Below are 20,126 nucleotides of genomic sequence, written 5' to 3' on the forward strand. Positions count from 1 at the left end.
AGTACACTATTAAGGACTTTGAAATTGAGGGGAGTGAAAAATATGTCAAAAACTGTAGTACGCAAGAATGAATCACTTGATGATGCTCTTCGCCGTTTCAAACGTGCGGTTACCAAAGCTGGTACGCTTCAAGAAACACGCAAACGTGAATTCTACGAAAAACCATCTGTAAAACGTAAACGCAAATCAGAAGCAGCTCGTAAGCGTAAAAAATTCTAATAGAATATAAAAAACAGCTGTAAGGCTGTTTTTTTGTCACTAATACAAAGGAGAATGGCATGAGTATTTTGGTCACTGGTGGTGTAGGTTATATCGGAAGCCACACTGTTGTCGAGCTATTGGAGCTTGGAAAAGACGTTGTGATCGTTGATGATCTTTCAAACGCGAGTGAGAAGGTTGTCGATCGTATCGAGACTATCACAGGAAAACGTCCTACTTTTTATCAATTAGATGTTGCAGACAAGGATGCCCTTCGTTCTGTTTTTGAAAAGGAAACGATTGAAGCAGCTATCCATTTTGCAGCCCACAAAGCGGTAGGAGAGTCTGTTCAAAAACCAACCATGTACTACCGCAATAACCTCATGTCTATCCTATCTCTTGTGGAAGTCATGGGAGAATTCGGTGTAAAGAAAATCGTCTTTTCATCTAGTGCAACGGTTTATGGTGAGTTCAATCCATCTCCCTATCTTGAAAGCATGCCCGTTGGTGTACCGACAAGCCCTTATGGTCAGACAAAGGTCATGTGTGAGCAAATTCTGCGTGACCTGTATGTATCGAATAAAGACTGGTCTATCTCATTGCTTCGTTATTTCAACCCAATCGGAGCACATGAATCTGGTTTGATTGGTGAAGACCCATCTGGTATTCCCAATAACTTGATGCCTTTTATTTCTCAAGTGGCTGTCGGAAAACGTGAATTTCTCAATATTTTTGGTGGAGACTACGACACAGCTGATGGTACATGTGTTCGTGACTATATCCATGTTGTAGACTTGGCTAAAGGACATGTTAAGGCACTTGAAAAATTGGACCAAGCCAAACAAGTTTACACTTACAATCTAGGTTCTGGAAAAGGAACTAGTGTTCTTGAGTTGGTCAATACATTTGTAGCAGTAACCGGTATAGAAGTTCCTTATAAGATTGCACCACGCCGTGCAGGTGATTTGCCAGCCTTTTATGCCAATGCAGACAAAGCCTTGGCTGAGCTTGATTGGAAGACTGAAAAATCAATTGAAGACATGTGTCGTGATAGCTGGAATTGGCAATCGCACAATCCAAACGGTTACCGAGGATAATAGTAAAACCTGGGACGAAAGTCCTAGGTTCTTTATTTTTTTAGATTTTGGGAATAAAAAAAACAGACCGAAGTCTGTTTGAGATGGATTATTTTTTCAACAAATCGCGAATTTCAGTAAGCAATTCTTCTTGAGTTGGACCAACTGGAGCTGGCTCTTCAACTTTTTTAGGCATTGCTTTTTCAGCAGCTTTTACGATAAAGAAGAGTGAAGTACCTACAACCAAGAAGTTGATGACAGCGCTCAAGAATTTACCGTACATAACACCGTTCCAACCAAGTTTAGCGATGTCTTCTACGTTTGCAGCTTTCAAAGCTGGAGTCAAGATGAGCGGAGTGATGATGTCACCAACGAGTGAAGTGATGATAGCACTAAATGCAGCACCGATGATTACAGCAACAGCAAGGTCAAGTACGTTTCCTTTAAACAAGAAAGTTTTTAAATCTTTTAACATATCCTAAATATGCCTCCTAAATAAATATTTTAGTCTATTATATATCAATTTTCATTTTTTGCAAGTAATCAATCTTGAAAATTTTACAATTCATGAAAAATGTTATAAAATATAAAAATGGTATGTTGTGCATAGACTGTCTATCAGGGAGGGGAAGATGATTTCAAAAGAACTTATCGATGAGATAAAAGCTTCGGTCAATATTGTTGATATCATTGGTGAATCCGTTGCCCTGACAAAGGCAGGACGCAATTATCTAGGGCTTTGTCCTTTTCATGGTGAGAAGACACCGTCCTTCAATGTCGTAGAGGACAAGCAGTTTTACCACTGTTTTGGTTGTGGGAAGTCAGGTGATGTTTTCAAGTTTGTCGAGGAAACGCAAGGGCTTTCTTTTACAGATAGCGTTCAGCTGATCGCAGACAAGGCGGGTTTTCAGCTGGATATTGCTCCGAAAACGCAAGTTCAGCCGCAAAAACAGCATCCACACCAAATGCTCTATGACATCCATACGGAAGCGACGAAGTTTTATCATGCTCTCTTGATGACGACCAAAATGGGGGTGGAAGCGCGTGCTTATCTCCACCAGCGTGGTTTGACAGATGAGACCATTCAGTATTTCCAGTTGGGTTTGGCGCCGAGTCAGCAAAATATCCTCTATCAAGCTCTTTCTAAAAAGTTTGAGGAAGCGGATTTGCTCAACTCAGGGCTCTTCAATACAGCAGACAATAATCTGATTTATGATGCCTTCCAAGGAAGAATTATCTTCCCCTTATCGGATGAGTATGGACGTGTCATGGCTTTCTCTGGCCGTAAATGGACGCCAGAAGATGTAGCCAATAAGCAGGTAGCCAAGTATAAAAATAGTCGTGGAACGGCCATTTTTAATAAGAGTTATGAGCTCTACCATTTGGATAAGGCTAAGTCGGTCATCAAAAAACAGCGTGAAGTCTATCTGATGGAAGGCTTCATGGATGTTATCGCCGCCTATCGGGCAGGGATTGAAAATGCTGTGGCTTCGATGGGAACAGCATTAACATCTGAGCATGTCACGCATTTGCGGAAGCACTGCAAAAAGGTCATCTTGACCTATGATGGAGATAGAGCTGGGCAGGTTGCAACGGCCAAGGCCTTGGAAGAATTAAAAGACTTTGAGGTCGAAATCGTCTCGCTTCCAGACGGGATGGATCCGGATGAATTTATCCAGCGTCATTCGGAGGAAGCTCTCGAGCAAGTCTTGACCAAGTCTCGTGTCAGCGATGTTGAGTTTTTGATGCAGTATCTTCGACCGGAAAATCCAGATAATTTGCAGATGCAGATTGAATTCGTGGATAAGATGGCACCGATTATTGCAGGAACGAGCTCGATTACCGCTCAAAATTCCTATATCTATAAATTAGCTGACCTCCTGCCTGACTTTGATTACCAACAGGTTGAAATGGCTGTCAACAATGTCCGTATCTCCAAACGAGTGCAGACGGTTGAACAGCAGGAACAGCCTCGTGTGCAGCAGGTACAGGAGTTACCAAGACAGGCCAAGATTTCGAGTTTGGTTCGGACGGAAAATCATATTTTTTACCGCTTATTGCAACATCCCTACCTGCTCAATGAATACCGTGTCCGTGAAGATTTTGAGTTTTACACACCTGAATTGCAGGTTTTGTACGGTCTGCTCAAGAACGCAGGAGAAATTTCTTCCTTCGATTTAAATCAGCAATCCGATGCTGTGCAGACAGCCTGGTATCGTATTTTGGAGGAAAAATTACCTAGCGAAGTTGGAAATCAGGAAATGGATGACTTAGAATTGGCTCGCGATCGCGAATGGTTAAAGAGAGACAATCGACAGCGTTCACGTTTTATCCGTGAGCAAAGTCATGTTGGAAATGACGATGCTGCTTTAGATGAATTAGCACAACTCATTGCACAAAAAAGAAAAATGGAGTAATTATGGCAACAGCAAAAGACAAAAAAACAGAAGTAACCACTTTTGATGTACAAGTTGCGGACTATATCCGTAACCACAAAAAAGAAGGAACAGCCGTTGATGATGATATCAATGAAAAGCTGATTATTCCATTTACATTAGATGCTGACGGGATTGATGATCTCTTGCAACGGATCCAAGATGCAGGGATTTCAATCGTGGACAAGGATGGTAATCCAAGTTCGCGCGTCATGCAAGTAGAAGAAGAAACTGAGTTGTCGGACGAGGAATTGTTGGGAAGCAACTCCGCTAAAGTCAACGACCCAGTTCGTATGTACCTCAAAGAAATTGGGGTTGTACCACTCTTGACCAACGAAGAAGAGCAAGAATTGGCCCTTTTAGTTGAAGCAGGCGATGTGGAAGCCAAGCAACGTTTGGCAGAAGCTAACCTGCGTTTGGTTGTTTCGATTGCAAAACGCTATGTTGGTCGTGGCATGCAGTTCCTTGATTTGATTCAAGAAGGAAATATGGGCTTGATGAAAGCCGTTGATAAATTTGACTATTCAAAAGGGTTCAAGTTCTCAACTTATGCGACTTGGTGGATTCGCCAAGCCATTACCCGCGCCATTGCCGACCAAGCTCGTACCATTCGTATCCCTGTTCACATGGTTGAAACCATCAACAAATTGGTGCGTGAGCAACGTAACTTGCTTCAAGAATTGGGACAAGATCCAACTCCAGAGCAAATTGCTGAGCGGATGGATATGACACCGGACAAGGTTCGTGAAATCTTGAAGATTGCCCAAGAGCCAGTTTCTCTTGAAACGCCTATCGGTGAAGAAGATGATAGCCATCTTGGCGACTTCATCGAAGATGAAGTGATTGAAAATCCAGTAGATTACACAACTCGTGTTGTTTTGCGTGAGCAATTGGATGAAGTGCTTGATACCCTTACTGACCGTGAGGAAAATGTACTCCGTCTTCGTTTCGGTCTTGACGATGGAAAAATGCGTACCTTGGAAGATGTGGGTAAAGTCTTTAACGTTACCCGTGAACGTATCCGCCAAATCGAAGCCAAAGCTCTCCGCAAATTACGCCACCCAAGCCGTAGCAAACCGCTCCGTGACTTTATGGAAGACTAGGAAAGAGCCGTATTAGTTGCAATGTAGCACATACGTAAAACAGAAAGAGCGAAAATGTACACAGAAGAACAAGTAAATGACATTAAAGAGCGCATTTTCGTTGCGCTAGAAGAAGTAATCGACCCTGAATTGGGAATCGATATTATCAATCTTGGTCTGATTTATGAAATTCGTTTTGATGAAGGTAAGACAGAGATTGATATGACCTTGACAACTATGGGCTGCCCTTTGGCTGACTTGATTACGGATCAGATTCATGATGTTTTGCAATCTGTTCCAGAAGTCAAAGAAGTGGATGTCCGTTTGGTCTGGTCACCAGCTTGGACAGTCAATAAAATGAGCCGCTATGCGCGTATCGCATTGGGGATTCGTTAAAAAAACAAGCCTTAACGGCTTGTTTTTTAATGCAATAATTGTTGTAACCACTGGCTTCCATAAATCCAAATGTAGCTATAGGCGATAATGGATAAGGGACGGCAAAGCAAGATAATGGTGATGAAACGGCGGTAACTCATACTTGTTAATCCAGTAATCATGACTAAAATATCAGCGGGAGAAATAGGGGAGAGCATGCAAAGGATAAAGAAAATTTCATAGCCTTTCTTGTCGTCAATTTTACGTTCGTATTTGGTGAAAGTTTCTTCTTTCATGAAAAGCAGGCAGAACTTTTTACCATAACGATGGGCTAGCCAAAAGAGAATGATGCTGCCGATATTGATACCGATGTAGTTGACAACTAGGCCCCACCAGAATCCAAATAGAAGGAAGCCGACGACAGTGGTCACACCACCAGGAATAATAGGGAAAACGACTTGAATAATCTGAATACCAATATAACTCAGACTACCTAGTGCTCCTTGTTTTTTGATAAACTCGGTCAGAACATTTTGATTGTTGAGAATACCCAGTTTGTAGAGCCAAATGACCAGTGCAAAGCTGCCAATCAGAGCTAAAATACTGAGAACTTGTATGATTTTTTGAGATAGTTTATACATGTTTCTATTGTACCATAAAGTATTTTGAAAAAGTTTAGATGTAAGAATAAAATAATTTTGCCATTTTTGTGAAAATCTGCTATAATGTTTAGCATATGACGTAACGCGGGGTCGTTACGGATTCGACAGGCATTATGAGGCTTGTTCTGCAACTCATCGGCAGATGTAAAAATGCCAGTTAAATATAACTGCAAAAAATACAAATTCTTACGCATTAGCAGCCTAAACACCTGCCTGCGTGACTGATGATAGATTGCTTGTGTCTATCTATCAGTCTTAAATTAACAAGCTACGTTAGGATATTGTCAGACTATTCTAAAAGAGATTTACTGACTCGCAAGATTTGGGCTTGAGTTATGTGTCGAGGTCTTGTTAAAGCAACACATAACCTATGGTTGTAGACGAATAAGTTAGCAGGTGTTTGGACGTGGGTTCGACTCCCACCGGCTCCATTGGAAGATTACTCAAGAGGCTTAAGAGGCCGTGTTGGAAACACGGTAGGCGTGTGATAGCGTGCGTGGGTTCGAATCCCATGTCTTCCGTCTTAGAAAAAACAGGTTGGATGTTAGTCCAATCTGTTTTTTTGCGTGGTTCCAAATCGTTCGTCTGTCTTGCTAGCAATGTATCGTCTACTTACTAGGATAATCCAGAGGCAATGTAGAAAAAGTACAGAGCTAGCAAGGATAATGAGAAAGCTGAGAAAGAGATTTTCTTTATTTGTAAGTTAGACTATCACCACGGCTGCGTAGAGAGTGTGTACCAGGGCGTAGGGACAAGTCCGAACAGGTGATACTTGAATTTTTTGGATGGAAGCATCTAATCGCTGGTTGAGTATCTGTTTTATTTTTTTTCATAGCGACTCCTACTGGATATTTAAACGTTTGGTCATGATATAGTGGGTACCAAAGTAGAATCCAATTGCTAAGAGGATATTAAAGACGAAGGTAAACCAGTCTGGCTGGAATGGATAGAAACTCTCCATGTTTGACATTGAAGCAACATAGGCACTTGTGGCGAAGTGAATTGTCTGCACCGTTCCAATGACGAAATAGATACCGATATAAAAGACAATGGCTAAGACAATGCGGTGGTCTTTAAACAGTTGACCGAGAGAAATGGCAAAGTAGGCAAGCAGGATTCCCATGATCATTTCAGTGAAATATTGTATTGCAATTTGGAATAGGAGCCCCCAGCTTGTTATCTTAGATAATTCGCTAAACATATGAGCGAAGTCTAGTTCATCGTAGACTGGCATCAGTGCAATACTCGTAATGAGGAGTCCGGATACTAGTAACATCAGTCCGGCCAATATATACCAGATGATAGAAGCAAGGAGTTTGCTGAGGATGATTTGATGCCCTGTCACTGGAAGTGTCATGGTAAGGTAGCCTTGGCGGCCGTAGACGCTTTTCTGGAATCGTGTCACGATTAGGAAGAAAGTCGAAATGAAGAGTCCGCCTATGAGCAGCCCGAAAGCAACACAGGCAAGTACAAATAGGATTCCTTCCACATTCCAATTGTTGTCGTTGAAGGTTGCAATATGATTTTCAGAACGTCTAATAATGGTTTGAATCCAAACACCGAGTACGACGGATAAGAGCGAAATAATGCCATATAAGCCGAGGTACCATTTTCCTAGGGATTTAAATTCATATTTTAATAATTTTTCAAACATAATATCTCCTCTTTCTAACTAGAACTTAAAGTCGCGACGGAATAGTTCGTCGATGGATTCACCGCTTTCGATGCGAATGTCATCGACATTTCCTTGACGAATGATGCTGCCATATTGAAGGAAAATCACTTCGTCTAAGATTTGTTCTACATCAGAAATTAAGTGAGTAGAGATGATGACTGAAGAAGTGGGAGAGTAATTGTTGATAATGGTCCGCAAGATGTAGTCCCGCGCCGCAGGGTTCACTCCGCCAATTGGCTCATCTAAGATATAGAGTTGAGCCTGACGGCTCATGACTAAAATCAATTGTACTTTTTCCTTGTTCCCTTTTGACAAGTGTTTCATACGACTGTTCAAGTCGATATTGAGGTCTTCCAAGAGATGAAGGGCGCGTTTTTGGTCAAAATCAGCATAGAAATCTGCAAATAATTCGACGGCTTCCACTACCTTCATATTTTCATCTAAATAGGTCGTATCAGGTAGATAGGACACCATGGCTTTGGTTTCAGGTGAAGGGTAACGTCCGTTGATTAAGATTTGACCATATTCTGGTTGTAAAAGGCCGTTTAATAATTTAATCAAAGTCGTCTTCCCAGAACCGTTCGGTCCCAGCAGTCCGATGATTTTTCCAGCGGATAGTTTTAGGTTGACATTGTTAAGGGCAAGGAGCCCACCGTATGATTTGGATACTTGTTGGAATTCAACAAGCGTGATTTGCTTTTCCATATTATTCTCCTTTTACATAATTGGCGATGAGCTCAGATAATTCTTCTTTTGCGAATCCAAGACTCAGCATATTGTTTGTGAAGTTGGCTAATTCCTGTTGGGCCAACTCAATTCGTGTTTGTTTGATTAAGTCAATATTGTCTGTCACAAATCGTCCAGTCGTACGTTGGGCGTAGACTAAGCCTTCCGTCTCCAAGTCCGATAGGGCGCGTTGAACGGTATTGGGATTGACGCCGGCTGTTTCAGCCAAATCGCGAACAGTTGGTAATTTATCCCCTGTTTTTAGCTGATTGGTCACAATTTGTAGCTTGATAGCATTTGTGATTTGGATGTAAATTGGGATTTTGTTGTCAAATTTCCATGCCATGATAAACTCCCCTTTCTGTATCCTTGTTCTATAAAGATAATACAATTTTTCTATTTTAAATGCAAGTATTAAATGCTATTTTTTTGTATAATAGAACTAATGAACAACAGATATGAAGGAGGCTTGCCATGCTAGCACAATTAGATACCAAAACTGTCTATACTTTTATGGATAGCATGGTAACCATCGAAAAATACGTCACGCGAGCCAAGGAATTGGGTTATTCCCATTTGGGGATGATGGACGTGGACAATCTTTATGGAGCTTATCAGTTTATGGAGGCTTGTCAAGCAGCGGAGATTCAGCCGGTTATTGGTTGCGAAATGGAAGTGCTGGTCAAGGACCAGCCGATTCGTATGCAATTGCTTGCGCGTGATAGTCAGGGCTACCGGAATCTGCTCAAGTTATCGACCAGTAAGATGATGGGCAAGAAAACTTGGGAAGATTTTCAAGAATTTTTGCCCGGAGTATTGGTGGTCGTTCCCTATTTTTCTGGGATTGAAACGCTGGAACTGGATTGTGATTTTGTCATCGGGGTCTATCCAGATACCCCACAACAAGAGTTTTCACGACCCATTCTTCCTCTTTATACCGTACGCTATTTTGAGGAGAAGGAGGTAGAGCCGCTGCAGGTTCTGCGCGCGATTCGGGACAATAGTACCCTCAATCAGGTAACGGATCTACCCAGTCGTCAATTTTTGTTAGCGCCAGATGAATTTCGTCAGCAGTTTGCAAACTTTCCGCAAGCCTTGGACAATCTAGCAAGATTGATTCAGACAATTTCTTATGATTTGGACAAAAATTTGAAATTGCCTCGTTTTAATTGTGAACGCCCCGCTGTGGAGGAGTTACGCGAACGAGCTCAAAAAGGTTTATCAAACAGAAATTTGGAAGGAGCTGCCTACCAAGAACGGTTGGAGCAAGAATTATCCATTATTCATGAAATGAGATTTGACGATTATTTCCTTATTGTCTGGGATTTACTGCGATTTGGTCGCAGTCAGGGGTATTACATGGGGATGGGTCGTGGTTCTGCGGTTGGTAGTCTGGTGGCTTACAGCTTGGGTATTACAGGTATTGATCCCGTTAAGCACAACCTACTTTTTGAGCGTTTCCTCAATAAAGAACGCTTTAGTATGCCGGATATTGATATTGATATTCCAGATATTTACCGTGGAGAGTTTATCCGCTATGTGCGCGAGCGTTATGGGACCATGCATACGGCACAAATCGTGACCTATTCGACATTTGGGGCCAAGCAAGCGATTCGTGATGTTCTCAAGCGCTTTGGGATTCCTGAGTATGAGTTGACCAATATCACCAAGAAAATTTCTTTTCGAGATACGTTGGCGACGGCTTACGAGCGAAATGCGTCTTTTCGTCAAATTATCAATAGCAAGATGGAGTACCAGAAAGCTTTTGCCATTGCCCAGCAGATTGAGGGGCATCCTCGTCAGACTTCTATTCATGCGGCCGGTGTCGTTATGAGTGATGAGGATTTGACGGATACAATTCCATTGAAATTCGGAGAGGACATGCTGGTCACCCAGTATGATGCCCACGGTGTTGAAGCCAATGGTCTTCTGAAGATGGATTTTCTTGGTCTGCGCAATCTGACCTTTGCTCAGAAGATGAAAGAAGCAGTGCTTGATAAGTATGGTCAGGACATTGCGGTTGAGAAGATTGACTTGGAGGACAAGGAGACTTTAGCGCTCTTTGCGGTAGGTCAGACAAAGGGAATTTTCCAATTTGAGCAGCCGGGGGCTATTCGTCTCTTGAAACGAGTGCGTCCGACGCGGTTCGAGGATGTCGTAGCAACGACCAGTCTCAATCGACCTGGAGCCAGTGATTACTCGGATAATTTTGTCAAGCGAAAGCAAGGGGAAGAAGCAGTGGACTTGCTAGATGACTCCATTGCCGACATCTTGACGCCGACCTACGGAATCATGCTTTATCAAGAGCAGGTCATGCAGATTGCTCAGCGCTATGCTGGATTTACACTCGGGAAAGCCGATTTGTTGCGGCGGGCCATGTCCAAGAAAAATGCGGCTGAGATGCAGTCCATGAAGGAAGCATTTTTAAGCGGTGCGCAAGCTTTGGGTCATTCTAGGGATAAGGCTGAAGAGATTTTTGCTATGATGGCTAAGTTTGCAGGTTATGGATTTAACCGTAGTCATGCCTATGCTTACTCGGCACTGGCTTTTCAGTTGGCTTACTTCAAGGTGCATTACCCAGATGTCTTTTTTGATGTGATGCTCAATTATTCTAGCAGCGATTATATCAATGATGCCCTGCAATTTGAATTTAAAGTGGCTCGATTGACTATTAACAATATTCCATTTAATGATAAGTTTTCCGAGCGCCAGATTTACATGGGCTTGAAAAATATCAAAGGGATGCCTAGAGAACTTTCGTTTTGGATTTTGGAAAATCGTCCCTTCAAGAGTGTCGAAGATTTTATGCTTCGTTTGCCGGTTAAGTATCAGAAAAAAGACCTGCTGACACCGCTGATTCAGCTTGGTTTGTTTGATGATTTTGAAAAAAATCGTAAGAAAATTGTGGTGAATTTGGATAATTTGTTTGTCTTTGTGGAGGCCTTTGGTTCCTTTTTCTCTGAGGAAACCTATTCTTGGACTGAGACAGAAGACTACACAGACAGTGAAAAATTTGAGATGGAACAGGCTGTCATTGGTGTCGGGATCAGCCCACATCCTCTTGTCAAAATCCGTCAAAGCAGTTCGCGTTCATTGACCGAGTTGGCAGACTTGACGGAGCAGCAACGAGCGACTGTTTTAGTGCAGATTTTGGGAGTACGCGTCATCCGTACGAAAAAAGGGGAGCAGATGGCCTTTTTGCAAGTATCGGACACCAAGCAACGTTTGGATGTAACCTTGTTCCCGGAATCCTTCAAACAGTATCATAATCTACTGGAAGAAGGGAAAATTGTTTATTTAATAGGGCGGATGCAGGAACGTGACGGTCATCTGCAGATGGTGCTGGACCAGCTAGAACTTGCCTCTGATGAAAAGTTTTGGATTTTATTACAAAATCATGAATTTGACCAGGAAATAGCGGGGGTTTTAGAGGAACATAGTGGCTCTATTCCGGTGGTGCTTCATTATCAAGAAAGTAATGAAACTATCCAAGTCGCCCAGTATGGTGTATCAAAATCAAGCCAGCTGGAAATAGATTTAAAAGAATTTTCTATGAAAACGGTTTTTCGTTAAAATACAATAAAAACACGAGCAAACCCGCAGGAAATGTGGTATAATGAGACAGTTAAAAAGGAAAAAAGGAGCATAAGCGAAATGAAACGTATTGCTGTTTTGACTAGTGGCGGTGACGCACCTGGTATGAACGCTGCCGTTCGTGCAGTTGTTCGTAAAGCAATTTATGAAGGAATGGAAGTTTATGGTATCAGACATGGTTATGCTGGTATGGTAAACGACGAAATCTTCCCAATGGATTCAGCTTCTGTAGGGAACATTTTGAGCCGTGGTGGAACATTCTTGTGTTCAGCACGTTACCCAGAATTTGCCACTCTTGAAGGGCAAATGAAAGGTATCGAACAGTTGAAAAAACACGGCATCGAAGGTGTTGTAGTTATCGGTGGAGACGGTTCTTACCATGGTGCAATGCGCTTGACAGAACATGGCTTCCCAGCAGTTGGTATACCTGGTACAATCGACAACGATATCGTTGGTACGGATTATACAATCGGTTTTGACACTGCTGTTTCAACTGCCATTGATGCCATTGACAAAATCCGTGACACAGCATTCAGTCATGGTCGTACATTCGTCATTGAGTTGATGGGACGTAATGCAGGTGATATCGCTCTTTGGGCTGGTATGGCGATTGGTGCAGACCAAATCATCATTCCTGAAGAAGAGTTTACATTTGAAGAAGTAGTTGAAAAAGTTAACTACACTTACGATGTATTGAAAAAAGGTCATCATATCATTATCTTGGCAGAAGGTGTTATGTCAGCTGAGAAGTTTGTTGAAGGCATGAAAGCAGCTGGAAACAAAACTGAGGTTCGTGCAGTTAACCCAAGCCACATCTTGCGTGGTGGTAATCCAACAGTTCACGACCGTCTTCTTGCAGCACGTCTTGGCGCTCGCGCTGTAGAATTGCTTAAAGAAGGTAGGGGTGGTTTGGCAGTTGGTATTCGTAACGAACAAGTTGTTGAAAGCCCAATCCTTGGTACTGCTGAAGAAGGCGCACTCTTCACACTTGCTGAAGATGGAAGCATCATCGTGAACAACCCACACAAGGCTGACTTAAAATTGGCAGAACTCAACCGTCAATTACAACACCGTCTTTAATCTAACGAGTTAATCGTTTCAAATATCAATAAAAATAGGAGTTTTTCAAAAATGAATAAACGCGTAAAAATCGTTGCAACACTTGGACCAGCCGTTGAAACACGTGGTGGTAAAAAATTCGGTGAAGATGGTTACTGGGGTGAGCCTCTTGATGTTGAAACATCAGCTGCAACCATTGCTGAATTGATCAAAGCTGGTGCAAATGTTTTCCGTTTCAACTTCTCACATGGTGACCATGAAGAGCAAGGTGCACGTATGGCAACTGTTCGTAAAGCTGAAGAAATCGCTGGTAAAAAAGTAGGTTTCCTTTTGGATACAAAAGGTCCAGAAATCCGTACTGAATTGTTTGAAGGCGAAGCGAAAGAATATAGCTACGTAACTGGTGAAACAATCCGCGTTGCTACAAAACAAGGTATCAAATCAACTCGTGAAGTGATTGCCCTTAACGTTGCTGGTAGCTTGGATGTCTACGATGACGTTGAAGTTGGGAAACAAGTACTTGTTGACGATGGTAAATTAGGTCTTCGTGTTATTTCTAAAGACGATGAAAAACGTGAATTTGTATGTGCTGTTGAAAATGATGGCGTTATTGCAAAACAAAAAGGTGTAAACATCCCTTACACTAAAATTCCTTTCCCATCACTTGCAGAACGTGATGATGCGGATATCCGTTTCGGTCTTGAAAACGGCTTGAACTATATCGCTATCTCATTTGTACGTTCAGCAAAAGACGTAGAAGCTGTTCGTGCTATTTGTGAAGAAACTGGTAACGGTCACGTTCGTCTCTTCTCAAAAATCGAAAACCAACAAGGTATCGATAACTTGGACGAAATCATCGAGGCTTCAGACGGTATCATGATCGCTCGTGGTGACATGGGTATTGAAGTACCATTCGAAATGGTTCCAGTTTACCAAAAACAAATCATCACTAAAGTAAATGCGGCTGGTAAAGCAGTTATCACAGCAACAAACATGCTTGAAACAATGACTGACAAACCACGTGCAACTCGTTCAGAAGTATCTGACGTATTCAACGCTGTTATCGACGGTACTGATGCAACAATGCTTTCAGGTGAATCAGCAAACGGTAAATACCCACTTGAGTCAGTTCGCACAATGGCAACTATTGCTATGAACGCACAAACTCTTCTTGGTGAATATGGTCGTTTGGACTCATCAACATTTGACCGTACTTCTAAAACAGAAGTTATCGCATCAGCTGTTAAAGATGCATGTAACTCAATGGACATTAAATTGGTTGTAACTGTAACTGAAACTGGTTTCTCAGCTCGCCAAATTTCTAAATACCGTCCAGATGCAGACATCTTGGCTGTAACATTTACAGAAAATATTCAAAAATCATTGATGCTTAACTGGGGTGTTATTCCAGTCGTAACTGACAAACCAGCTTCAACAGATGACATGTTCGAATTGGCTGAGAAAGCTGCGCTTGAATCAGGTCTTGTTGAATCAGGTGACAACATCGTTATCGTTGCTGGTGTACCAGTTGGTCAATCAGGTTCTACAAACACAATGCGTGTTCGTACAATCGCTTAATTCTAAAATAAAAATAAGATTCGCCTGTAGGTGAATCTTATTTTTATTTTAGAATTATCCATTTATAAATAGATTGATAATTAATTTAATATTTAAGATGGATAGCAGACTGGCAATTGTATAGGCGAGGTAGGTGTTCCATTTTGCATTTACAAATACCCCCATATATTTTTTTCTAGAAGTGAAATAGATCAAGGGAAAAATCGAAAAAGGTAATGCAACAGATAGAAAAACTTGTGAATAGACAATCAATTGGTCTAGAATTTTTTCTTGGCTACCAAAAAGAATAGAAAGAATAAGGACAGGCAGGAGGGCTAGACCTCGAGTTATCAATCGAATTAGCCATTGAGGAAGTCTTAAATGGAGGAAGCCTTCCATAACGACTTGTCCAGTTAGAGTTCCCGTAATTGTCGAATTTTGCCCACTAGCTAATAGTGCCAGTGCGAACAGAGTAGAAAGAAATGAGCTAGCAATGGTGCCTACGATGCGATTATTAGACAAGGCGTTGTACATTTGTGAAAAAGCACTGACTTGACTAGAATGACCGTAAAACAATGATGCACCTAAAATTAGCAACAGAGAGTTAACAATAAAGGCTAATGTCAGTTGTATATTGGAATCCCAGGTCATAAAACGAATACTTTTTTGAAGCGAAATCGTACTAGTGGTATCCACTTTACGAGTCTGAGATAGGGCTGAGTGGAGATAGAGATTGTGGGGCATAACAGTGGCACCAATGATACCTAGCGCAAGAGTTAAAGGTGTATTTTCTGTGTTAGGATGTGACTCAATTAACGAAGCTGAAGGAAAGTAACCTCTAAATAGACTTTGAAAGTCAGGTTTGGATAAAATGACTAAATAAAGAAAAATTATTAGGATAGTAAATATGAGCGTCGTAACCAGTGCTTCGATTTTTTGAACACCAAATTTTAGTAACAGAAGTAGTAAAAAGACATCTAAGATTGTAATGCAAATCGAAAAAGTGAGTGGCCACCCAAATAGAAGATGAAGTGCAATTCCTGAGCCGATAACTTCTGCCAAATCTGTCGCCATAAGCGCAAGTTCTATGATAATGAATAGAATGTAGCGAAAAGGTTTTGCAAGGTTGGTAGCTGTAATTTGAGCCAAGTCTTGTTGTGTAACGATTCCAAGCTTACCAGCCATTTGTTGTAGCTGCATAGCCATTAAAGATGAGAGTAGTACAACAAAAAGAAGACTATAACGGTAACTCGCTCCTCCGATAACGCTGGTAATCCAATTTCCTGGATCCATGTAGCCGACAGCGACAAGGGCACCAGGTCCTAAAAATACCCTTAGTGTGGAGAAGAAGCCTGCACTTTCAGGTGGCGTTATACTTTGATTTAATTTACCAAGGGACTGCTTATTTTGTTGGTATGTTTCTTGTTCTAACTTCATAGGAGTATTATAGCACAAAGTCTGTTTGAAATTGTATTAGATTATGAGATTGCTTGTTGAACTTGTCGCTTGTTTTTTGTTATAATAAAAAGATAATTGATTAGAAAGTATGAGAAAATGAATCCATTATTACAAGGAATGAATGACCGTCAAGCAGAGGCGGTTCAAACAACGGAAGGACCATTGTTGATTATGGCGGGGGCTGGTTCTGGTAAAACCCGTGTCCTGACGCACCGCATTGCTTATCTGATTGATGAAAAAATGGTCAATCCATGGAATATTTTGGCCATTACCTTTACCAATAAAGCTGCGCGAGAAATGAGAGAGCGGGCAATGGCCTTAAATCCCGCTACTCAAGATAGCTTGATTGCAACCTTTCACTCTATGTGTGTTCGGATTTTGCGTCGTGATGCAGACCATATTGGTTACAATCGCAATTTTACTATCGTTGATCCAGGTGAGCAGCGCACACTGATGAAACGGATTTTGAAAAATCTCAATCTTGATCCCAAAAAGTGGAGCGAACGATCAATTCTAGGAACTATTTCGAATGCAAAAAATGACTTGCTGGATGAAGTGGCCTACGAGAGCCAGGCTGGGGACATGTATACTCAGATTGTAGCCAAGTGCTATAAGGCCTACCAGAAAGAGTTACGCCAGTCTGAAGCGGTGGATTTTGACGACTTAATTATGCTGACCCTTCGTCTTTTTGACCAAAATCCGCAGGTCTTGACCTATTACCAACAACGTTACCAATATATCCACGTAGATGAGTACCAAGATACCAACCATGCCCAATACCAGTTGGTCAAGCTTTTGGCTTCTCGCTTTAAAAATATCTGTGTAGTGGGGGATGCGGACCAGTCTATCTATGGATGGCGTGGTGCAGATATGCAAAATATCCTCGACTTTGAGAAGGATTATCCAGATGCAAAAGTGGTACTTTTGGAGGAAAATTACCGTTCAACCAAAACGATTTTGCAGGCAGCTAATGACGTCATCGAGCGCAATAAAAATCGACGTCCTAAGAAATTATGGACGCAGAACAACGAAGGTGAGCAGATTGTTTACCACCGTGCCAATGATGAGCAGTCTGAGGCAGTATTTGTTGCACAACAAATTGCGATAATGGCCCAAGGTCAATACAATTACAAGGACTTTGCGGTGCTCTATCGGACCAATGCCCAGTCTCGTACGATTGAGGAAGCCTTGCTCAAGTCCAACATTCCTTACACCATGGTGGGTGGAACCAAGTTCTATAGCCGTAAGGAAATTCGAGATGTCATTTCTTATCTGAATATCATTGCAAATCCAGCTGACAATATTTCATTTGAGCGGATCGTCAATGAGCCCAAGCGTGGTGTCGGACCAGGTACGGTTGACAAGATTCGCGATTTTGCCAATTTGCAGGAAATGTCTCTCTTGGATGCCTGTTCGCAAATCATGTTGTCTCCTATCAAGGGCAAGGCCGCTCAAGCTGTTTGGGATTTGGCCAATATTATTTTAGGCCTTCGTGAGAAATTGGACCAGTTGACCATCACAGAATTGGTCGAACAGGTATTGAATCAAACGGGTTATTTGAATGCCTTGGCTGTGCAGGCGACCATTGAGGCAAATGCACGGATTGAAAACATCCAGGAGTTTCTATCTGTTACCAAAAACTTTGACGAAAAAGATGTAGAGCTTGAGGGAGAAACTGGTTTAGACAAGCTGAGCCTATTCCTCAATGATTTGGCTTTGATTACGGATACGGATGATGGTGAAGTAGAGGCGGCTGAGGTGACCTTGATGACCTTGCACGCAGCAAAGGGGTTGGAATTTCCAGTTGTTTTCTTGATTGGGATGGAGGAAAATGTCTTTCCGCTCAGTCGAGCTGCCGAAGAGGAAGCCGAGCTTGAAGAAGAACGGCGTCTGGCTTATGTGGGCATTACGCGTGCGGAACAAACGCTTTTCCTGACAAATGCCAATTCTCGTCTGCTGTTCGGTCGGACTAATTACAATCAACCGAGTCGCTTTATTCGTGAGATTTCAAGTGATTTGCTGGATTATCAAGGCTTGGCGCGCCCTGCTAATACTAGCTTCAAGGCCTCTTATGTCAATGGCAAATCAGGTCAATTTGGCCAAGGGATGAGCCTGTCACAGGCCTTGCAAAGCAGAAAAGCCGCTGCTCAGCCTCGCCAAACTTCTATCGGTGGCAGTCTGCCTTTCGGAAAAAATGCTGGCGCTGCTCCATCAACGGATTGGTCAGTAGGAGACATTGCTATCCATAAAAAATGGGGTCAGGGAACGGTTCTGGAAGTTTCTGGATCAGGTTCAGGACAAGAGTTGAAAATCAATTTCCCAGAAATGGGACTCAAAAAAGTATTGGCGTCCATTGCGCCGATTACCAAAAAAGATTAAGCTATAGCTTTTTTATCTAATAAGTATTGGAAAACTTGTATATTTAGGAGTAGAATATAAGAAAAAATTTTAGATAAAGAGGTCCAACAATGAGCGAAAAATGGAGTTTTGAAACCTTACAATTACACGCGGGTCAACAGATTGATTAGGATACCAAGTCACGTGCTGTTCCGATTTATCAAACAACGTCCTATGTATTTGACAGTGCACAGGATGCAGAGGATATTTTTGCCTTGAGAAAGCCAGCTAATATTTATTCACGAATCGGCAATTCTACTGTTTCTGTCTTCGAGGAGCGGGTAGTTGCCTTGGAAGGTGGTGTGGGTGCCCTTGCGACAGCATCTGGCATGGCTGCAATCACCTATACTATTTTAGCGTTGACGCATGCGGGAGACCATGTGGTAGCAGCGACGACACTTTATGGTGGTACTTTTAACTTTCTAAAAGAAACCCTCCCACGCTATGGGATTACTGCAACATTTGTTGATATTGACCAACTCGATGAGGTGGAAGCTGCCATCACGGATAAGACTAAGCTGGTCTGGGTTGAAACCTTGGGAAATCCTCTGATTAACATTCCTGACTTGGAAAAGGTGGCATAAATTGCGCATGGGCATCAGATTCCTCTGGTAGCGGATAATACATTTGGCACGCCCTGCTTGATTCAGGTGTTTGACCATGGTGTTGATATTTCTGTTCATTCTGCGACCAAATTTATTGGCGGTCATGGGACATCAATCGGTGGTGTCATCGTGGATAGTGGTCGATTTGACTGGGAAGCTAGTGGCAAATTTTCGCAGTTTGTTGAAGAAGACACAACCTAACATAATCTGAGTTACACGCGAGATATTGATCCGGCTGCATTTGTGACAGCAGTTCGGACCCAACTATTACGTGATATGGGGGCTTGCCTATCACCATTTAATGCCTTTTTATTGCTTCAAGGTCTTGAAACCTTATCCTTGCGAGTGGATCGTCACTTGGAAAACACTCAGAAAATTGTTGCTTTTTTAGAAGAACACCCGCAAGTAGAAGTGGTTAATTATCCAAGTTTGCCAACGAATCCTTACTATGAGCTCCCCCAAAAATATTTTCCAAAAGGTGTAGGCTCAATCTTTACCTTCCATGTGAAGGGAGAGGCTGCAGAAGCCTGCCAAGTCATCAATCAGTTGGAAATTTTCTCAAATCTTGCCAATGTAGCTGACGCCAAATCCTTAGTTGTCCATCCGGCAACCACAACACATGCACAATTACCTGAGGCGGACTTGCTGGCTTGCGGTGTTACGAACAATCAAATCCGTCTGTCTATCGGTCTTGAAAATGCCAATGACTTAATCGCAGATTTGAAACAAGCCTTGGACAGTCTGGAAGGATAGTCCCAAACAATTTGACAGAAAAAAAGGAGAAACTTTGGTAGAATAAAGTCAAACGTTTTAATGACTGTCAAACAGTGGGAGGACCTTATGTACCAAACGAAGATTAAAGGAGACAAACTTTATCATGCTGTGTCAGAGGGCTACGGGAGTCCTGTAGAACTTTTTGGAGCTGTTGAAAATGGTGAAACACCGATGAGCCTTCTGAATATTGCCTTGGCTTCCTGCATCACCATGTGTGCTCAAGGGTATTTCAAGCGGAAATATGGAATTGTGCAGATGCCGATTCAAGTGGAGAGCTGCTATGCTAATGATACTTTTCAGCTCAAAATGACGCTTCCAGATCCCTTGACGGATGAGCAAGAAAAAGAATTGTTGGACTATGTCAATCAGCAATGTCGGGTGAAAAAACTACTGCGGACAGATGTGGCTATTCAGCTAGAAATAACCTATTTATAATCGGAAGAGGGTGGATGC

General features: G+C 42.1%; 16 protein-coding genes, 1 tRNA gene, 1 other RNA gene and 1 pseudogene. 13 read left to right on the forward strand and 6 right to left on the reverse strand.

From position 1 onward, the window contains the following. Positions 1–42: 42 nt before the first annotated feature. Together rpsU and galE are read left to right on the forward strand one after the other, a co-directional pair. Positions 43–219 (forward strand): 30S ribosomal protein S21, encoded by a 177-nt coding sequence (gene rpsU, locus J2T50_RS02055; protein ID WP_000048054.1) that lies wholly within the window; start codon positions 43–45, stop codon positions 217–219. Between the two features lie 59 nt (positions 220–278). Next, entirely contained in the window at positions 279–1,295 is a 1,017-nt protein-coding gene (galE, locus tag J2T50_RS02060; protein WP_253363142.1) for a UDP-glucose 4-epimerase GalE, read from the forward strand. Between the two features lie 88 nt (positions 1,296–1,383). Here the strand turns inward: galE and mscL are convergent, their stop codons facing one another. After that, the gene (mscL, locus tag J2T50_RS02065; RefSeq protein ID WP_253363143.1) at positions 1,384–1,749 is read right to left on the reverse strand and encodes a large conductance mechanosensitive channel protein MscL; all 366 of its coding nucleotides are present in this window, start codon (positions 1,747–1,749) and stop codon (positions 1,384–1,386) included. Positions 1,750–1,906: 157 nt separating this feature from the next. Between mscL and dnaG the strand changes: the two genes are divergently transcribed. Genes dnaG through J2T50_RS02080 form a run of 3 tightly spaced genes read left to right on the forward strand, consistent with a single transcriptional unit; the run spans position 1,907 to position 5,187 of the window. Then, positions 1,907–3,691, forward strand: coding sequence for a DNA primase (gene dnaG / locus J2T50_RS02070; protein WP_253363144.1), 1,785 nt, complete (start codon positions 1,907–1,909; stop codon positions 3,689–3,691). Positions 3,692–3,693: 2 nt separating this feature from the next. Further along, the gene (rpoD, locus tag J2T50_RS02075) at positions 3,694–4,812 is read left to right on the forward strand and encodes an RNA polymerase sigma factor RpoD (protein ID WP_253363145.1); all 1,119 of its coding nucleotides are present in this window, start codon (positions 3,694–3,696) and stop codon (positions 4,810–4,812) included. A 54-nt stretch (positions 4,813–4,866) separates the two neighbouring features. Continuing rightward, positions 4,867–5,187, forward strand: a complete 321-nt coding sequence (locus tag J2T50_RS02080) for a metal-sulfur cluster assembly factor (protein WP_222348253.1) — start codon at positions 4,867–4,869, stop codon at positions 5,185–5,187. A gap of 26 nt (positions 5,188–5,213) precedes the next feature. Here J2T50_RS02080 and J2T50_RS02085 read toward each other — a convergent pair whose 3' ends face one another. Beyond that, a complete protein-coding gene (locus J2T50_RS02085) occupies positions 5,214–5,807 on the reverse strand; it encodes a TVP38/TMEM64 family protein (RefSeq protein ID WP_253363146.1) in 594 nt (197 codons plus the stop codon). Positions 5,808–5,914: 107 nt separating this feature from the next. Between J2T50_RS02085 and ssrA the strand changes: the two genes are divergently transcribed. Continuing rightward, positions 5,915–6,262: a transfer-messenger RNA gene (ssrA, locus tag J2T50_RS02090) on the forward strand. Further along, positions 6,262–6,349: transfer RNA gene (locus tag J2T50_RS02095), tRNA-Ser, on the forward strand. The genes ssrA and J2T50_RS02095 overlap by 1 nt, the downstream gene beginning before the upstream one ends. A 320-nt stretch (positions 6,350–6,669) precedes the next feature. On the opposite strand, the gene J2T50_RS02100 is transcribed toward J2T50_RS02095, so the two are convergent. Genes J2T50_RS02100 through J2T50_RS02110 form a run of 3 tightly spaced genes read right to left on the reverse strand, consistent with a single transcriptional unit; the run spans position 6,670 to position 8,575 of the window. Beyond that, positions 6,670–7,482, reverse strand: coding sequence for a hypothetical protein (locus tag J2T50_RS02100; RefSeq protein WP_253363147.1), 813 nt, complete (start codon positions 7,480–7,482; stop codon positions 6,670–6,672). Positions 7,483–7,500: 18 nt separating this feature from the next. Continuing rightward, positions 7,501–8,208 carry an ABC transporter ATP-binding protein gene (locus tag J2T50_RS02105; RefSeq protein WP_253363149.1) on the reverse strand — a complete coding sequence of 236 codons (708 nt, stop codon included), beginning with the start codon at positions 8,206–8,208 and terminating at the stop codon, positions 7,501–7,503. A gap of 1 nt (position 8,209) precedes the next feature. Further along, complete coding sequence (locus J2T50_RS02110; RefSeq protein WP_253363152.1) at positions 8,210–8,575, reverse strand: GntR family transcriptional regulator; 366 nt, start codon at positions 8,573–8,575, stop codon at positions 8,210–8,212. Positions 8,576–8,703: 128 nt separating this feature from the next. On the opposite strand from J2T50_RS02110, the gene J2T50_RS02115 reads away from it, so the two are divergent. The 3 genes from J2T50_RS02115 (at position 8,704) to pyk (ending at position 14,460) form a co-directional block, all read left to right on the forward strand. Beyond that, on the forward strand, positions 8,704–11,802 hold the full coding sequence (locus tag J2T50_RS02115; RefSeq protein WP_253363159.1) for a DNA polymerase III subunit alpha: 3,099 nt from the start codon (positions 8,704–8,706) through the stop codon (positions 11,800–11,802). A gap of 81 nt (positions 11,803–11,883) precedes the next feature. Further along, the gene (gene pfkA, locus J2T50_RS02120) at positions 11,884–12,903 is read left to right on the forward strand and encodes a 6-phosphofructokinase (protein ID WP_253363161.1); all 1,020 of its coding nucleotides are present in this window, start codon (positions 11,884–11,886) and stop codon (positions 12,901–12,903) included. A 51-nt stretch (positions 12,904–12,954) separates the two neighbouring features. After that, positions 12,955–14,460 carry a pyruvate kinase gene (gene pyk, locus J2T50_RS02125; protein ID WP_253363163.1) on the forward strand — a complete coding sequence of 502 codons (1,506 nt, stop codon included), beginning with the start codon at positions 12,955–12,957 and terminating at the stop codon, positions 14,458–14,460. Between the two features lie 54 nt (positions 14,461–14,514). Here the strand turns inward: pyk and J2T50_RS02130 are convergent, their stop codons facing one another. Further along, positions 14,515–15,876: an Nramp family divalent metal transporter gene (locus tag J2T50_RS02130; protein ID WP_253363165.1), complete on the reverse strand. Its 1,362-nt coding sequence runs from the start codon at positions 15,874–15,876 to the stop codon at positions 14,515–14,517. A 117-nt stretch (positions 15,877–15,993) separates the two neighbouring features. Here J2T50_RS02130 and pcrA point away from each other — a divergent pair, with 117 nt between their 5' ends. From pcrA to J2T50_RS02145, 3 genes and pseudogenes are all read left to right on the forward strand, one after another. Beyond that, complete coding sequence (gene pcrA / locus J2T50_RS02135) at positions 15,994–18,276, forward strand: DNA helicase PcrA (protein WP_253363167.1); 2,283 nt, start codon at positions 15,994–15,996, stop codon at positions 18,274–18,276. Between the two features lie 89 nt (positions 18,277–18,365). Then, positions 18,366–19,652, forward strand: a pseudogene (locus tag J2T50_RS02140) (O-acetylhomoserine aminocarboxypropyltransferase/cysteine synthase family protein). A gap of 87 nt (positions 19,653–19,739) precedes the next feature. Continuing rightward, on the forward strand, positions 19,740–20,108 hold the full coding sequence (locus tag J2T50_RS02145; protein WP_253363169.1) for an OsmC family protein: 369 nt from the start codon (positions 19,740–19,742) through the stop codon (positions 20,106–20,108). The last annotated feature ends 18 nt before the right edge of the window (positions 20,109–20,126 follow it).

This window comes from Streptococcus gallinaceus (assembly GCF_024170225.1).
In the GTDB taxonomy this organism is placed as follows: domain Bacteria; phylum Bacillota; class Bacilli; order Lactobacillales; family Streptococcaceae; genus Streptococcus; species Streptococcus gallinaceus.

Coding starts and splice junctions, on each gene's coding strand:
- rpsU (WP_000048054.1), top strand. CDS start 43: ATGTCAAAAACTGTAGTACGCAAGAATGAATCACTTGATGATGCTCTT.
- galE (WP_253363142.1), top strand. CDS start 279: ATGAGTATTTTGGTCACTGGTGGTGTAGGTTATATCGGAAGCCACACT.
- mscL (WP_253363143.1), bottom strand. CDS start 1,749: ATGTTAAAAGATTTAAAAACTTTCTTGTTTAAAGGAAACGTACTTGAC.
- dnaG (WP_253363144.1), top strand. CDS start 1,907: ATGATTTCAAAAGAACTTATCGATGAGATAAAAGCTTCGGTCAATATT.
- rpoD (WP_253363145.1), top strand. CDS start 3,694: ATGGCAACAGCAAAAGACAAAAAAACAGAAGTAACCACTTTTGATGTA.
- J2T50_RS02080 (WP_222348253.1), top strand. CDS start 4,867: ATGTACACAGAAGAACAAGTAAATGACATTAAAGAGCGCATTTTCGTT.
- J2T50_RS02085 (WP_253363146.1), bottom strand. CDS start 5,807: ATGTATAAACTATCTCAAAAAATCATACAAGTTCTCAGTATTTTAGCT.
- J2T50_RS02100 (WP_253363147.1), bottom strand. CDS start 7,482: ATGTTTGAAAAATTATTAAAATATGAATTTAAATCCCTAGGAAAATGG.
- J2T50_RS02105 (WP_253363149.1), bottom strand. CDS start 8,208: ATGGAAAAGCAAATCACGCTTGTTGAATTCCAACAAGTATCCAAATCA.
- J2T50_RS02110 (WP_253363152.1), bottom strand. CDS start 8,575: ATGGCATGGAAATTTGACAACAAAATCCCAATTTACATCCAAATCACA.
- J2T50_RS02115 (WP_253363159.1), top strand. CDS start 8,704: ATGCTAGCACAATTAGATACCAAAACTGTCTATACTTTTATGGATAGC.
- pfkA (WP_253363161.1), top strand. CDS start 11,884: ATGAAACGTATTGCTGTTTTGACTAGTGGCGGTGACGCACCTGGTATG.
- pyk (WP_253363163.1), top strand. CDS start 12,955: ATGAATAAACGCGTAAAAATCGTTGCAACACTTGGACCAGCCGTTGAA.
- J2T50_RS02130 (WP_253363165.1), bottom strand. CDS start 15,876: ATGAAGTTAGAACAAGAAACATACCAACAAAATAAGCAGTCCCTTGGT.
- pcrA (WP_253363167.1), top strand. CDS start 15,994: ATGAATCCATTATTACAAGGAATGAATGACCGTCAAGCAGAGGCGGTT.
- J2T50_RS02145 (WP_253363169.1), top strand. CDS start 19,740: ATGTACCAAACGAAGATTAAAGGAGACAAACTTTATCATGCTGTGTCA.